This window comes from Amycolatopsis sp. NPDC000009 (assembly GCF_055563465.1).
This window is the reverse complement of sequence record NZ_JBVHDI010000001.1, coordinates 211,042-223,765: the sequence shown is the minus strand read 5'-3', so window position 1 is coordinate 223,765 and position 12,724 is coordinate 211,042. Positions and strand designations below refer to the sequence as shown.

The window sequence follows — 12,724 nt, the reverse complement described above, 5'->3', positions numbered from 1 at the left end:
TCAGGCCGCCATCGGCACACCGGCGGTCTCGGCGTGGTCGAAGGCGTCGTCGATGAGCACCGCCGTGCGCCCGGCGCGGGCCAGCAGTGACGCCGCGGCGGCGGCACGGTAGCCACTGCCGCAGTGCACCCACACAGGCCCCTCGGGCAGCTCGCCGAACCGCTGCGGAAGCTCTGGCAGTGGAATGTGCACCGCGTCGCGCACGTGGGACTCGCGCCACTCGTGGGGCAGCCGGACGTCCAGCACCACGGCGGGCGCCGGCAGCCCGTCGGTGTCCCGGTGCGCCAAGGCGGTGGCCAGGTCGGCGAACGTCGCCGTCGCCAGCCCGGCCAGCCGCTCGGCGTGGTCACCGGCCCAGAGCGCGGGTGCGCCGGTGGCCGCGGCGGCGGGTCGGTCGATCCCGATCCGGACCAGTTCCCGCTGTGCCTGGGCGACCTGGTCGGCGGTGTCGCCGAGCAGTGTGATCGGGGCGCCCAAGTCGATGAGCCAGCCGAGCCACGTGGCCATCGGCCCGTCCAGGCCCAGGCTGACCGTTCCGGCGAGGTGCGAGTGCACGAACGCCTTGCGGGAGCGCAGGTCCACCACCCATTCCCCGGCTTCGACCCGCTGGTGCAGCTCGACCGGATCGGCGGTGGCCACCGGGGTGAGGTCGATCGGTTCCGGGCCGGCGGTGTTGCGGACACCCATGTGCGCGTAGTAGGCGGGGTAGTCGTCCAGCCCGGCCAGGGTCTGCTCGACGAACTCGGTTTCGGCCAGCGTCAGCGCCGGGTTGATCCGTTGTTCCCGCCCGATCGTGGACGTGTCCCCGGTGGCCTGGGTTGCCGAGCAGAAGCTGCCGAAGCCGTGGGTGGGCCACACCTGCGCCCCGTCGGGCAGCAGCTGCGCCAGCCGGTGCGCCGAGGCGTGCTGCCGGCGAGCGAGGTCATGGGCGTGGTCCTGACCCAGCAGGTCGGTGCGCCCGGTCGTGCCCAGCAACAGCGAGCCCCCGGTGAACACCCCTTCCGGCCCCTCTGGGCCGTCGAGAATGTAAGAGAGGTGGTGGAACGTGTGTCCCGGTGTCGCGACCGGCCGGACCCGCATCCGCTGCGACACTTCCAGCACGTCACCGTCGCGTAGCGGCGCCCGGTCGAACGGCACTTCGTCGTCGGCGGCGATCCCGTAGCGGGCCCCGGTCAGCCGGGCCAGCTGCAGGCCACCCGACACGTAGTCGTTGTGTACGTGGGTCTCCAGGACCCACGTGATCCGCACGTCCAGCCGTCCGGCCAGTGCGAGCACGCGGTCGATGTCGCGTTGCGGATCCACCACGACCGCCACCTCGCCGTCGTGCGCGAGGTAGCTGCGGTCGCCCAGCGACGACGTCTCGATCACTTCTACGTCCAGCATGCTGTTGTCTCCTTCGCCCGTCATCCGTTGTCAGTTCATGGCGGTGCGCACGGGACGGCCGCTGCGGTGCCAGCCCGTGGTGCCTTCGGCGACCGATACCGCGTCCACGCCCATCGCGGCCAACGCCTGGGCGGCGCGCAGGCTGCGGTTGCCGGACTGGCAGATCACCCACACCTGCTGCCCGGCCCACGCCGGGCCGGCCGTGGGTACCTGTTCCAACGGCACATTGACCGCGCCGGGCACGTGCGCCTGGGCGTACTCGCCCGGCGATCGCACGTCCACCAGCCGCGCCCCCGCGTCCAGGGCCCGCTCCAACTCCTCGGCGGTTACCTCGCGTACTGCCATGTCCCACCCTTCACAGGGCGTGTACCCCGGGGGGTATGTGTCAAACACAGGTCTGCCCTTGTTGCCCGAGAACGGTGCTCAGGCCAGAGCCAGGAAGAGTTTCTCCAGGTCGGCTTCGGTCATCGGTGGTTCCTCGCCGCGGTCCCGGGCGGCCTGGCAGTAGCGCATGCCGCTGGCCACGATCTTGAACCCGGCCCGGTCCAGCGCCCGCGACACCGCCGCCAGCTGGGTCAGCACGGTCGCGCAGTCCTCACCGGTCTCCATCATGCCGATCACCGCGGCCAGCTGCCCCTGCGCGCGGCGCAACCGCACGAGCGCGTCACCGACCAGTTCAGGCGTCATCTCCATGGCCCACCTCCACCTGGTGCAACCTACCCCCAGGGGTATGCATTCCGGCCTGTGGCCCACGCGATACGGAGCGGTACACGTCAGCCGCGCCCGAAGAGCCGACGCAACGCCCGGGTCACCCCGCCCGGTTCGGGCTGGCACTGGCACCGCTGCGCGGCCGGCACTCCGGCCAGTACCTGCTCCACGTGCTGCCCGCACCCAGCGTAGGTGGCCTTTCCGCAGCGCGAACACGTCACACGACGACACATCGGCGAACCTCCTCAATTCGGTGTCTCTCGCACCAAGGTACCCCCGGGGGTATCAAAGTGGGTTGCGGCGTGCACCACACCCATGTCAGTGGGCGCGGTCCGGCCGGTGTCGTTGCAGCGGTTGGCCAGCACTGAGGGGACTGCGAGCGGAGGGAATCGTCCCCCCCCAGCACCACGGGCGGCCGAGCACGGAGGAGAACCTCATGCTTCCGGGATTCACTTCACCAGGGCGATCCGGTGTGCCGTAGGAGATGCAGTCAGGGGGAAACCTGGACGGTGGCCATCATTCCGGCGTCCTCGTGGTCGAGGATGTGGCAGTGGTAGACGCTGCGGCCGGGGAAGTCGTCAAAGTGGACGCGCAGCCGCGCCCAGCCGTGCGCGGGCACAAGGACCACATCCCGCAGCGTCGTTTGGGGCGCCGGGTCCTGACTGGTGTCTAGCACGTGGAACGGCCACACGTGCAGGTGGAACGGATGATCCATCGGGCTGGTGTTGGACACCAGCCATTCCTCGGTGGCGCCGAGGCGGGCCGTCTGGTCGGTCCGTTGGGGGTCGAACATCCGGCCGTCGATGGTGAACCCCATCCCGCTACCGCCCATTCCCATCTGCATGCCGAACGTGATCGTCCGCTGTGTAGTCGGCGGACTCGTGGGCAACACCGGCGCCGGCAGGGTGCGCGGCGTCGGCGTGGTCGTTCCGCTTGGTCCGGACACCGCGAGCGCAGCGAGCGTGACGGGTTCGCTCGCGGCCGTCGAACCAGTGGATCCCATCCCGCCCATCATCCCGGGGTTGCCGCCGTCGTAGGGGTCGGTGATCAGCCCGTACCGGCCTGCCGCACCCGGATGGATCAGGACGTCGGCGCGGTTGCCCGGTGCCAGCACGACCCGGTCCCGCTCGACCGGGGCCGGCAGAAAGTAGCCGTCACTGGCGATGTGCGTCAGCTGGTGGCCTTCCAGGCGCAGCGAGAGCACCCGTGAGGTGCAGGCGTTGACCAGCCGCCACCGCTCGGCGGTGCCGGGACGTGCGGCGACAACGGGCTGGTGCTGGCCGTTGACCAGCACCAGTGATCCTTGGCGGCCCATCATCCGGTCCATCGCGCTCACCGGCGCGACCCGGCCCGCGTCGTCCAGGCTGGTGTCGCCGATGACCAGTACCCGGTCGGCTGCCACGCCGAAATCCGGGCCGCCGGCCACGATGATCGCGCCGAAGAGCCCGCCGAAGAGCTGGTTGGCGACGAAACGGTGCCGATGCGGGTGATACCAGAATGTTCCCGGAGGATGGTTCGCCGGGATTTCGATCGCATAGTCGAAAGTCGCGCCGGGGTCGACCGTCACGAACGGGTTGTCGCCCCGGCCCTCCGGTGAGACGTGCAAGCCGTGGGTGTGCAGGTTCGTCGGCTGATCCAGCTGGTTGACCAGCCGCACCCGCAGCACGTCACCGGGCTGTACCTGCAGTGTCGGCCCGGGTGAGGAGCCGTTGAAGCCCAGCCCGGCTCCTGCCCGCCCGGCCACTGCCGCGCCGGAGGCCGCGGTCAGTGACGCATCGAGCACGCCCTGCCGCGCGCCGAGTACCGGCGACTCGGTCAGGAGCAGCCCGCTGACGGCTGGGGCAGTGCCACTGGCGGGCGCGTCGGCTCCGCTCAGCCAGCCGGTCATCCCCGCCGCCGCGCTCGCCGAGCCCGCCATCAGCAGGCCGAGCGCCCGGCGACGGCTGAGCCGGTCGCCGCTCATCCCAGCTCGGTCCGGCGACGGCGGTACTCGTCCTGGTCGATCTCGCCGCGCGCGAACCGCTCGTCCAGGATCTGTCGCGCGCTCCCGCCGGACCGATCCCCCGAGGTCGCGCGGCGACCCCGGGCCCACACGACACCGGCAGCGGCCACCAGGGCCACCCCGAGCACAATCAGTACAGGCCAGAGCCACATCCAGCCCATCGACCCGCCACCCATCATCGCGGCATCACCTCCCAACGGGCCGGACCCCGGCCCGGAGCGCGTCCGGCACGAACGCGAATCACCGGTCACTCACAGCCTTCAAGGCGGCGCGCAACCGTCGTCCGGCCTCGTCGGCGATCGGCTGCAGCCGCGAGTCCTCCGGCACGTTGACCATCACCTGCGGATCCAATGCCTCCACCACGGTCGACGCACCGTCCGGACGTACAACGACGTTGCACGGCAGCAACAGCCCGATCCGGTGGTCGACACCGAGCGCCTGATGCGCCAGCTGCGGATTGCACGCCCCCAGGATCAGGTACGGCTCGCTGTCCTCCCCGAGCTTCGCCTTCAACGTCGCCTGCACATCGATCTCGGTCAGCACCCCGAAGCCCTGATCCGCGAGCGCTGTCCGCACCCGCTCGACCGTCTCCGCCATCGGCGCCGCACTCCGGACCGCGATGCCGTAGTCCATTCCCATCACCTCTCCGTGTTCGTTGGTTGCCCGACCGCTGCCGAACATACACCCGGGGGTATCTGATCAGGGGATTCATCACCACCCGTACAGCGGTTACCCGCCGAGTCCCATGGAACACACATTCACGGAGATTTGTAACACATGTTACTCTCGCCTACGTGACGGAGATGGCTTCACGGTGGGTGGTGTTGGTGGTGCGGGTGCCGGCCTCGCCGTCCCGGCACCGGGTCGCGGTGTGGCGGGAGCTGCGCCGTATCGGTGCCCTGTCGCTGGGGCAGGGCACGTGGGCGGTGCCGGACGTGGCGGGGTTCGCCGACGGGATCACCCGGGTGATCGAACTGGCCGAACGCGGCGAGGGCGAGGTGGTGGTGCTGGAGGCGACCGGCCGGGCCGAGCACGACGCGGCCCGCTTGACGGCGCTGTTCACCGCGGAGCGCGAGGACGAGTGGGCGGAGTTCGTGGCCGATTGCGGCAAGTTCGACGCCGAGATCGACAAAGAGATCGCCAAGGGCAAGTTCACCATGGCCGAGTTGGAAGAAGAGGAGCAGAGCCTGGAGCGGTTGCGCCGCTGGCACCGGGATCTGAAGGCCCGCGACGTATTCGGCGCCCCGTCCGCGGCCCGGGCCGAGCAGGGGCTCAAGCACTGCACCGAACGGCTCGTCGACTACACCGAGCGGGTCTTCGCCGCCCTGCACCAAATGTGACAGACACTCCTGTCTCCCTTCTTGTGAGGTAAGGGCTTCCGTGACCGACACGCACCTGTTCGAGCTGATCAACACTTTCGCGGCCTCCACGCCATGGCTGCATGCTGTGCTGACCGCGTACGCCCTGTGGGCCGGGCTCGCCGCGCTGGCGCTGCTGCTGGTCGCCGGCTGGTGGTGGCCGGCCCGGCACCACGGCGACGCGCCGCGCGCGGTGGCGACGGCGGTGCTGACCGGGGTCGCGGCGGTGATCGCGGTACTGGTCAACCAGAACGTCCTGTCCCGGCTGATCGCCCGACCACGCCCGTGCCGTGCGCTGGTGCACGTGCAGGTGCTGCTTCCGTGCAGCAGCGACTACTCCATGCCCAGCGACCACACCATCATCGCCGGCGCGTTCGTGGCCGGGTTGCTGATCCTCACCTGGCGCCTCGGCCTGCCCGCGCTGCTGATCGCGGTGCTGCTGGCGTTCAGCCGGGTCTACGTCGGCGTGCACTACCCCGCAGACACCGCTGCCGGCCTGCTCGCGGGCGCGGCCATCGGCGTAGTCATCGTCCTGGGCTTGCGCCGCGCCGCCACCACGCTCGCCCGGCGGCTCACCGGGACCCCGCTACGGGTGCTGGTCACCGCACCCGCTCGCGAACCCGACCGGGTGGGGTGAGCCGCTGGCGGCGGCGCCCGTCCCGCCGGGCTTCCTCGGCGCCCTCGCGCCGCCCGGCCCCATCTGGTGCTTCGAGTGCCTTGGCTGGGTCACCAAGGTCCGCTGGCCCACGGGCCTCTGTCGCTACAACGATCAGCCACGCGCGAGCACCTGGAAGGAAACGGCCAGGTGAGCGCTAACTCACCCGGCACTGCCGGGGCCGCGTCGCGGCGGCGCCTGGCCCCGCTCTACGCCGCGGGATTCGTGACCGCCTTCGGAGCCCACAGCATCGCCGCCAACCTCGGCCTCTACACCCGCGACGAGCACGCCTCCCTGCTCGTCCTCGGTGTGCTGCTCGCGGTCTACGACGGCGCCGAGGTCGTCCTCAAACCCGTGTTCGGCGCACTCGCCGACCGGATTGGCCCGCGCCCGGTCCTCCTGGGCGGTCTGGTGGCGTTCGCGGCCTTCTCCGCCGGATTCGTCCTCGCCGGCAACCCGGCGCTGATCGGCATCGCCCGTCTCGGCCAAGGCGCCGCCGCAGCGGCGTTTTCCCCGGCCGCCGGGACCCTCCTCGCCCGCCTCCGCCCCACCCCACCGCCACGGCCGCGCATTCGGCGGCTACGGCGCCTGCAAGAGCGTCGGCTACGCCGCCGGGCCGCTGATCGGGGGCGCACTGGTCACCCTCGGCGGATTCACCACTCTCTACACCGTCCTCGCCGTCCTCGCCGCCGCTGTCGCGGGCTGGTCCGCGGTCGCGGTGCCCGCGGTTGAGGCGTCGAGGCGGTCGTAGAACTTCACGAACACGAGGGGCTCCTTTCCTTGTGGTGGCGCGGTTTCACGCGCCGGTCTTGGCGAGCGCGCGGGGTGGCAGGGCGGTGGTGGTCCTGCCGTAGAGGTCGAAGGCGCCGCCCTGGCCGGCGTGGGTGGCGCGGCGGTGGCAGTAGCGCGGCGCGCGGCCGTTGCCGAACTCGGTTTGCCAGGTGCACACGCGCAGCCGGTGGACGCGGATGACGAGGCCCGGTCCGCCGTTGACGCCTGCCCAGCGGCCTCCGTCGATGTCGGTGGCGTGCCAGACGTAGCGGGTCCACCGTCCGCCGGACGGGGTGTAGGTGCGCCGGCCGACCTGGTGGGCGTCGGCGGGGTCGATCGTGGCGAGGTGGCCGCCGGGCCAGGTGGTCAGCGCGTCGCCGGCCGAGGACACGTAGGCGACGAACGTGTTCGCGCGGGTCATCGCGTGGCGTTCGCGTTCGTTCGAGCACGGGTAGCAGGTCGTGGCGCCGGTTGTCGGGTCGATCGCGCGGCCGGTGCCGATCCCGGTGGGGTCCGGAGTGGGCGGGTGGCCGCAGTCGAGAACGTCCGCCACGGGGGCGGCGGTGGAGGAGGTGGTCATGGCGGTATCGGTCCCTTCGGGCGGAGGTGGCGGAATCGGCAAGGGCGCAGGCCGGCCGTTCGGCCACTGGGGGTGAACCGAACGGCCGGAGGTGATCAAGGAAGGTGTCCGAACGTGGCCAGGAGCCGGGCGAACTCGGCCACCCGGTCGTGCGGAACGCGGACGGTGAACACCGAGTCGGACGCGCCAGGCCGCCCGCAGACGCGTCCGTGGACGCCTGCATCGACCGTGCCGAAGTGGAAGTCGGTGTCCTGGTCTTGGCGCTGCACGCCCAAGTGCGCGGCGACGGTTGCGGCGAGTTGCTCGACGGCACGGCGAGGCGCCGGCCGACCGTCAACGGGGACGGCCGGCCGGCCGGCGGTGGCGTGCTGAGGTCAGCGGCAGTGGCCGGTGATCTGGACGAGATGGGCCATGTCGACCACGGGCCCGGCCCAGTAGCGGACGTGGGCCGGTTGGTCGCCGATGCCCCAGACGTAGAGCCGGAAATCGGGGTCGGTCGGGCAGGCCCACACGGAGCGCTTACCGGGCCCGTCGAGCGCGGGGGCGCCGTGTTCGTCGCACCGATCATCGACGACCAGGCCACCACCCCAGGACGACCGCAGGTGCGCGAACACCCGGACGTACGAGGCATCGAACGGCACCGTGTGCGCCTTCTGCCGAGCCACGACCCACTCGGCCAGTGCGCCCGCGGACAACGGCCGGCGGGAGGTGATCACAGCGCGTACGGCGTCGACGTCGGTGAGCCGGCCGTGGTCGCTGCTGTCCGCGTAGGCCAGTGCGCACGGCCCGGTGAACCACAACGTGATCCACTGTGGGCCCCGGTGCCAGCCGCGCGCATAGCCGCGCCGGTCGCCCAGCTCGGTGATCGGGATCGGCGGCAACACGCCGTCCAGGCCCCGGTCCGGTCGGGGTGTCCACCCGTGTGCGCGGAGATCGTCGTCCACGGTCGGGTAGATCATGTCCGTGGTCCGGGCGCCGGAGTAGCCGCGTGCCGCACGGCTCAAGGTGTCCGCCAAGCCGTCCATGCGGCCGGTGACGTTGCACAGGCCCTGCACTGGCATTGGGCGCGAGCTCAGCGCGTCGTCGTGCAGGTCGGCAACCTGGCAGCGGAGTTCCTCCGCGAGCCTGGCCAGGCTGGTGAGGCTCGCGGCCTGCACGCGGTTCACCGTCTCCAGAGACTCGGCCCGTGCGCGTTCCCGGTCGAGTTCCGCGCGCAGTGCGTCCAGCGTGGTCGGGTAGTCAGCGGTCATCGTGGTGCTCGCTTTCGTCGGTCGAATTGCGTGAATGTGCTGAGGTGCTGGGAAAGGGGGTCACTGTTCGGCGAGCACGCGGTCGAGCTGATCAAGGAAGTAGTCGACGTCGGTGTTCGGGCGCATCGCGTCGCCGGAGGGCATCCAGTCGAAGTCGTCGACGTAGCCGGCGCGGTCGGCGTGGTCGAAGGTGTCGACGTAGTCGGTGTGGTCGCACTCGCAGCAGTCCGGCGCGGTCACCGGGGACAACTGGCTTCCGACGTTCCGGGACGCGGTAGCCAGTGCGCGGTCACGGAACGTGGGCGCGGTGTAGGTGGCGATCGCGGTGACCACGCGGGCGGCCGGGAATCGGGCGAACAACTCGGCCAACACGTCGAAATGGGCGTGCCAGCACGCGGAAATGGTGCGTCGCCTGCCGTTCGGGCCGGTGCCCTTGCCGAACGCAGACGCGCTCCCCTTGGCGCCACAACCGGCTGTGTCGGTGGCGCGGAGGGTGAACGTCGCGCGGGGGCCGGCGCGGTTGCTGCGATCCTCGCCCGTGCGCACGGTGATGTTTCCGTCGTAGAGCGCGTTGGACACGTCGCGTACGACGCAGTGAATATCGGTGAGGGACACGCCGTACACGAACATGGTTGAACTCCTTTACTGATTCGAGAAACGGTGATGACGTGCGCGCGGATGAGTCGAACAATCCGCAACGGAAACCGAACCGTTGCAACCATTGCGCGCGGTGAGAGCTGCGCGGCGCCCGTCATGAACGGGCGCCGAGACACGCGGCTGACTATCGATGAAATGTCCGGTGATGCGCCGGACCGTTGTTGCTAGATCCAGGAATCGACGCGGCGGACTGTGGCGCCGCACTTTGCGGCGACGTACTCCGCAGCATCGGCAAGGTCCGAAAATCGGTAGCGGTACGCGGACAACGGCACCGGAACGGGCGCCCCGTCGGTGGACTCGATGCGCCAACGTCCGCGCGGTGCGCGCTTGCAGGCGACGAACGCGCACCCGTCACGAGTGAAAGCGACCGCGCTATCGGCGTCCTGTTCGCCGTACGTGTCGTCCGTCATGACGTCGCCGTTCTGGGCGTACTGAAAGTGGAGCTCAACGACGTTGGCTGTGTCCGTGTCGGTGGACATGTTGCCTCCCTTGGCATTGGCCGATCCGGTCGGTTACGTGCGCGGGTTTCGGGCCCAGCGGGGCTGGAATCCCTCGCGGAGCCCGTCAAAGGTCCACGCGCCGAAGATGCGGAACTGTCCACAACGCACGCGGACGTGTGCGCGCGGAACACAACCGCTCGGGGTGAATGTGGTGCGTTCGCCACGTCGGTAGGCGCCACGCGTGGCGGTGACCAATACGGCGATTTCGCCGCGCGGGGTGTACCCGGTCACCTCGGCCGGTACGAGTCCGGAGAAACTGTCCAGGAAGATAAGATCACCGATCCGAATCACGGTTGTCGGAATCGAACGGTGTTGCGTGTCAGTCATCGTGAGACCTCACTCGGGATGCTTTAGGCGGCTGGCTGGTAGCCCGTACCGGGGCACGTGGCCAGGTCAGGCAGGTAGACGGTGCGGAATTCGTTCCATGCGCGTTCGGAATTCGCGCGAGCGTGGTTGCGTCCCTTGTCCAGCCGGTTGGGGCCACGCCGTTGCTCGGCTTCCTGGTTGAGCCGTTGACGGGCGAGCCAGGTCACGGCCTGCACCTGGTGCGCTGAGACCCGTTCTCCCGTACGTGCGGAGATCAGCTCCGCGGCACGGCGGTACAGGCTCACCACGTGGTCGTACTGCCGACGGGAAACCGTTCCGTCCTTGCGACGGAACCCGTTGACCGGCGCGGAGTCGTACTCCTCGGAGGTGAGCGCGCGACCGTGCGCCACTGACAGCGCGTGCCGGTCGATCACCACGCGCGGGTTGCCCGGGTCCTGATCTCCGCCGAACTCGATCAGGTGGGCAAAGTCGCGGATCTTGGGACCGTTCAGGATGTCCTCATACCGCTCACCGGCGAGCAACCGGTCAGCGGCGCGTTTCTGGCCAGTCGTGGCGAACATTCCGGAACCGGGCCCGCCGATTCCCTTACCCGCGCGCAGTACGCGAGCGGCATTAAGGACGTTGCCGATCCATCCTTGTTGAGGTGAGTAGATCGCGAGCATTCCCGCGCCGAGATGGGCGTCACCGTTCGCGATTGCGGTTGCCACGTGGTGAGCATCGGCATACCAGCGCATTCCTTGCGCGATTTCGTCGGGTGTGGCCTGCTCCCAGTGCCACACGATGTTTTCGTGGCTCACAGGGTGCACCCGGAACCAAGGGTGATCGCTGGGGGCAGGCATGACAATTCAGTCCTCTTAGGTGTGATTCACGCTTACCGGCGAGTCGTCCCACAAGCGGGACCATCCCGATTGCGCGGGACGCGCGTCGGCCGTTCGTACGTATTTGTCCAGGGCGAGCAATTCGCGGCGCGCTTCTCCGACGTCCAATTGCCACAGTTCACGGGAGATCTCATCCCGCACACGGTCAAGGTCAATAGCGCCCGATGATGCGAGGGAATACAGAGCAGACGACATACCACCGTGCCAATCGGACGCGATACGTCGCGCTTGCCCGTCGCTAATCATGGCGATGACTGCACTCATCGGTTTCACTCCTTGACTCACGCCGCAACCGTGACCGGAATGGATTCCATGGCGGAAAAATCGAAAATTGCGAGCTGCGCGGTTTCCCGCGCGAGGGTCATTGCCTCAGACAGGTCCACGGTCACGACGGAAACGTCCAGGTAGACGCGACCGGTCGCAGGGTCGCGCCACCCGCCGAGAACGCGACCGGGCAGCGAAAGAGCGTCTTTCGCTTGCGCGATGTACTCGTGTAGGTCGTTACTGGTCACGGGACCGTCGAAAACGCGTTCGTGTTCCGGGTGTACGGCAACCGCATAGCCCGTGCCGACGTCGGAACCGTCGCTCGGGTTGACGGAAAATCCGCCGTCCGGAACTGATAGAGCGTCCGCCATGGCGTTAATCCGGGCGGACCAATCGATCAGAGTCATAGTCATGGCGGTACTCCATTTCGTGTGCGAAAGTGGTTGACTGGCAGCGATTCAGGCCAGTTGTGAACTGACACCGAAACGCGCAACCCTCGACGTTGTGAGATCTCCGCAAAGGGGACACATCCTGTATCCGGGCAATACGGCACTACTCACGGACGAGGGTTGCGCGTTCCGATGGCACATTCCCTGAATCTCTAGAAACTGTTGGGATAAGCCGTTATGTCTAGCGCGCAACGCAAGGAACCATGCCCGTAAGGGTTTGGCGTGCTATGGGCAGGCGAGAGCGACGCTCTCAAGCCAGAGAAACCCAATGTCGGCAACCGCCTAAAACAACCCCGAACGCCTACACATTGCGACGTTTTTCGGTGCTAGACCACCATTGACTTATCTTGGGGACACACCTGTGGCAGGCATGCCATTTATGCGCGCTACTCCGCTCTATAGCAAGAGCTTTACGTCGCGAAGCTGCAAGCGCAGTTACTACGCATTCCAGACTAGAAATGCGCGTTTGGCTACGCGTCGTTCTTCACGCTGCTCTGCACGGATTCGCTGCTGTCCGCACGGCCCAAGCCGCTGCCCGCGCTATACGGGACTTAAGGTTGTTGTCGTCAGGAAAGACACCGTGGTGATCGACTCGCAGGGACGCCGTGCCCTGGCCCTCGTCGCCTCCTCGGTAACTGTCCTGCTGACATGTCTATTAGACATCCAAGTAGGACACTCCACAAGGGGGTTCACCTCTGCCGTGACCTTCTCGTGACATGATCTTGAAACGGCGCTGGTCAGCCGCCATGCGCGCATGAGAGGAACGCACGTAGCCGCGTGCTCTGGGACGGCATAGGAAGCGAACTACCGGCACGGCGGAGCCCAGCGGCGCGGACAGCAGCCGACACGGCGGAGCCCAGCGGCGCGGACAGCAGCCGACACGGCGGAGCCCAGCGGCGCGGACAGCAGCCGACACGGCGGAGCCCAGCGGCGCGGACAGCA

The 12,724-nt window shown here is 68.7% G+C and carries 17 protein-coding genes and 2 pseudogenes; 4 read left to right on the top strand and 15 right to left on the bottom strand.

What is annotated here, in order from left to right; all coding sequences use genetic code 11:
• From ACZ3HL_RS01235 to ACZ3HL_RS01210, 6 genes are all read right to left on the bottom strand, one after another.
• A complete protein-coding gene (locus tag ACZ3HL_RS01235) occupies positions 1-1,383 on the bottom strand; it encodes an MBL fold metallo-hydrolase (protein ID WP_465528018.1) in 1,383 nt (460 codons plus the stop codon).
• Positions 1,384-1,413: 30 nt separating this feature from the next.
• Complete coding sequence (locus ACZ3HL_RS01230) at positions 1,414-1,728, bottom strand: rhodanese-like domain-containing protein (protein ID WP_465528016.1); 315 nt, start codon at positions 1,726-1,728, stop codon at positions 1,414-1,416.
• Positions 1,729-1,806: 78 nt separating this feature from the next.
• Positions 1,807-2,076, bottom strand: a complete 270-nt coding sequence (locus ACZ3HL_RS01225) for a metal-sensitive transcriptional regulator (protein WP_465528014.1) — start codon at positions 2,074-2,076, stop codon at positions 1,807-1,809.
• Between the two features lie 505 nt (positions 2,077-2,581).
• Positions 2,582-4,054, bottom strand: a complete 1,473-nt coding sequence (locus ACZ3HL_RS01220) for a multicopper oxidase family protein (protein ID WP_465528012.1) — start codon at positions 4,052-4,054, stop codon at positions 2,582-2,584.
• Positions 4,051-4,203 (bottom strand): SHOCT domain-containing protein, encoded by a 153-nt coding sequence (locus tag ACZ3HL_RS01215; RefSeq protein ID WP_465528010.1) that lies wholly within the window; start codon positions 4,201-4,203, stop codon positions 4,051-4,053. The genes ACZ3HL_RS01220 and ACZ3HL_RS01215 overlap by 4 nt, the downstream gene beginning before the upstream one ends.
• Positions 4,204-4,333: 130 nt before the next feature.
• Entirely contained in the window at positions 4,334-4,726 is a 393-nt protein-coding gene (locus ACZ3HL_RS01210) for a DUF302 domain-containing protein (protein WP_465528008.1), read from the bottom strand.
• Positions 4,727-4,896: 170 nt separating this feature from the next.
• On the opposite strand from ACZ3HL_RS01210, the gene ACZ3HL_RS01205 reads away from it, so the two are divergent.
• The 4 genes and pseudogenes from ACZ3HL_RS01205 to ACZ3HL_RS01190 all read left to right on the top strand — a co-directional run.
• A complete protein-coding gene (locus tag ACZ3HL_RS01205) occupies positions 4,897-5,433 on the top strand; it encodes a Chromate resistance protein ChrB (protein WP_465529075.1) in 537 nt (178 codons plus the stop codon).
• Between the two features lie 40 nt (positions 5,434-5,473).
• On the top strand, positions 5,474-6,088 hold the full coding sequence (locus ACZ3HL_RS01200; RefSeq protein ID WP_465528006.1) for a phosphatase PAP2 family protein: 615 nt from the start codon (positions 5,474-5,476) through the stop codon (positions 6,086-6,088).
• A gap of 66 nt (positions 6,089-6,154) precedes the next feature.
• Positions 6,155-6,595: pseudogene (locus tag ACZ3HL_RS01195) on the top strand (MFS transporter); the annotation flags it as partial.
• A 121-nt stretch (positions 6,596-6,716) separates the two neighbouring features.
• A pseudogene (locus ACZ3HL_RS01190) lies at positions 6,717-6,857 on the top strand (MFS transporter); the annotation flags it as partial.
• 45 nt (positions 6,858-6,902) lie between these two features.
• Here ACZ3HL_RS01190 and ACZ3HL_RS01185 read toward each other — a convergent pair.
• From ACZ3HL_RS01185 to ACZ3HL_RS01145, 9 genes are all read right to left on the bottom strand, one after another.
• Positions 6,903-7,457: a hypothetical protein gene (locus ACZ3HL_RS01185; RefSeq protein ID WP_465528004.1), complete on the bottom strand. Its 555-nt coding sequence runs from the start codon at positions 7,455-7,457 to the stop codon at positions 6,903-6,905.
• A 95-nt stretch (positions 7,458-7,552) separates the two neighbouring features.
• Positions 7,553-7,726, bottom strand: coding sequence for a hypothetical protein (locus ACZ3HL_RS01180; protein ID WP_465528002.1), 174 nt, complete (start codon positions 7,724-7,726; stop codon positions 7,553-7,555).
• A gap of 105 nt (positions 7,727-7,831) precedes the next feature.
• Positions 7,832-8,707, bottom strand: coding sequence for a hypothetical protein (locus tag ACZ3HL_RS01175; protein ID WP_465528000.1), 876 nt, complete (start codon positions 8,705-8,707; stop codon positions 7,832-7,834).
• A 60-nt stretch (positions 8,708-8,767) separates the two neighbouring features.
• Positions 8,768-9,337 (bottom strand): hypothetical protein, encoded by a 570-nt coding sequence (locus tag ACZ3HL_RS01170; protein WP_465527998.1) that lies wholly within the window; start codon positions 9,335-9,337, stop codon positions 8,768-8,770.
• A 191-nt stretch (positions 9,338-9,528) separates the two neighbouring features.
• Positions 9,529-9,843, bottom strand: coding sequence for a hypothetical protein (locus tag ACZ3HL_RS01165; protein ID WP_465527996.1), 315 nt, complete (start codon positions 9,841-9,843; stop codon positions 9,529-9,531).
• Between the two features lie 33 nt (positions 9,844-9,876).
• Positions 9,877-10,191: a hypothetical protein gene (locus tag ACZ3HL_RS01160; protein ID WP_465527994.1), complete on the bottom strand. Its 315-nt coding sequence runs from the start codon at positions 10,189-10,191 to the stop codon at positions 9,877-9,879.
• A 23-nt stretch (positions 10,192-10,214) separates the two neighbouring features.
• On the bottom strand, positions 10,215-11,030 hold the full coding sequence (locus ACZ3HL_RS01155; RefSeq protein WP_465527992.1) for a DUF7178 family protein: 816 nt from the start codon (positions 11,028-11,030) through the stop codon (positions 10,215-10,217).
• A 15-nt stretch (positions 11,031-11,045) separates the two neighbouring features.
• Positions 11,046-11,333, bottom strand: coding sequence for a hypothetical protein (locus ACZ3HL_RS01150; RefSeq protein WP_465527991.1), 288 nt, complete (start codon positions 11,331-11,333; stop codon positions 11,046-11,048).
• A 17-nt stretch (positions 11,334-11,350) separates the two neighbouring features.
• On the bottom strand, positions 11,351-11,746 hold the full coding sequence (locus tag ACZ3HL_RS01145) for a hypothetical protein (protein ID WP_465527989.1): 396 nt from the start codon (positions 11,744-11,746) through the stop codon (positions 11,351-11,353).
• Between the last annotated feature and the right edge of the window lie 978 nt (positions 11,747-12,724).

What these genes read in the sequence shown, in the direction of transcription:
- ACZ3HL_RS01235 (WP_465528018.1), bottom strand. Translation starts at nt 1,383, where the DNA reads ATGCTGGACGTAGAAGTGATCGAGACGTCGTCGCTGGGCGACCGCAGC.
- ACZ3HL_RS01230 (WP_465528016.1), bottom strand. Translation starts at nt 1,728, where the DNA reads ATGGCAGTACGCGAGGTAACCGCCGAGGAGTTGGAGCGGGCCCTGGAC.
- ACZ3HL_RS01225 (WP_465528014.1), bottom strand. Translation starts at nt 2,076, where the DNA reads ATGGAGATGACGCCTGAACTGGTCGGTGACGCGCTCGTGCGGTTGCGC.
- ACZ3HL_RS01220 (WP_465528012.1), bottom strand. Translation starts at nt 4,054, where the DNA reads ATGAGCGGCGACCGGCTCAGCCGTCGCCGGGCGCTCGGCCTGCTGATG.
- ACZ3HL_RS01210 (WP_465528008.1), bottom strand. Translation starts at nt 4,726, where the DNA reads ATGGACTACGGCATCGCGGTCCGGAGTGCGGCGCCGATGGCGGAGACG.
- ACZ3HL_RS01205 (WP_465529075.1), top strand. Translation starts at nt 4,897, where the DNA reads ATGGCTTCACGGTGGGTGGTGTTGGTGGTGCGGGTGCCGGCCTCGCCG.
- ACZ3HL_RS01185 (WP_465528004.1), bottom strand. Translation starts at nt 7,457, where the DNA reads ATGACCACCTCCTCCACCGCCGCCCCCGTGGCGGACGTTCTCGACTGC.
- ACZ3HL_RS01175 (WP_465528000.1), bottom strand. Translation starts at nt 8,707, where the DNA reads ATGACCGCTGACTACCCGACCACGCTGGACGCACTGCGCGCGGAACTC.
- ACZ3HL_RS01170 (WP_465527998.1), bottom strand. Translation starts at nt 9,337, where the DNA reads ATGTTCGTGTACGGCGTGTCCCTCACCGATATTCACTGCGTCGTACGC.
- ACZ3HL_RS01165 (WP_465527996.1), bottom strand. Translation starts at nt 9,843, where the DNA reads ATGTCCACCGACACGGACACAGCCAACGTCGTTGAGCTCCACTTTCAG.
- ACZ3HL_RS01160 (WP_465527994.1), bottom strand. Translation starts at nt 10,191, where the DNA reads ATGACTGACACGCAACACCGTTCGATTCCGACAACCGTGATTCGGATC.
- ACZ3HL_RS01155 (WP_465527992.1), bottom strand. Translation starts at nt 11,030, where the DNA reads ATGCCTGCCCCCAGCGATCACCCTTGGTTCCGGGTGCACCCTGTGAGC.
- ACZ3HL_RS01150 (WP_465527991.1), bottom strand. Translation starts at nt 11,333, where the DNA reads ATGAGTGCAGTCATCGCCATGATTAGCGACGGGCAAGCGCGACGTATC.
- ACZ3HL_RS01145 (WP_465527989.1), bottom strand. Translation starts at nt 11,746, where the DNA reads ATGACTATGACTCTGATCGATTGGTCCGCCCGGATTAACGCCATGGCG.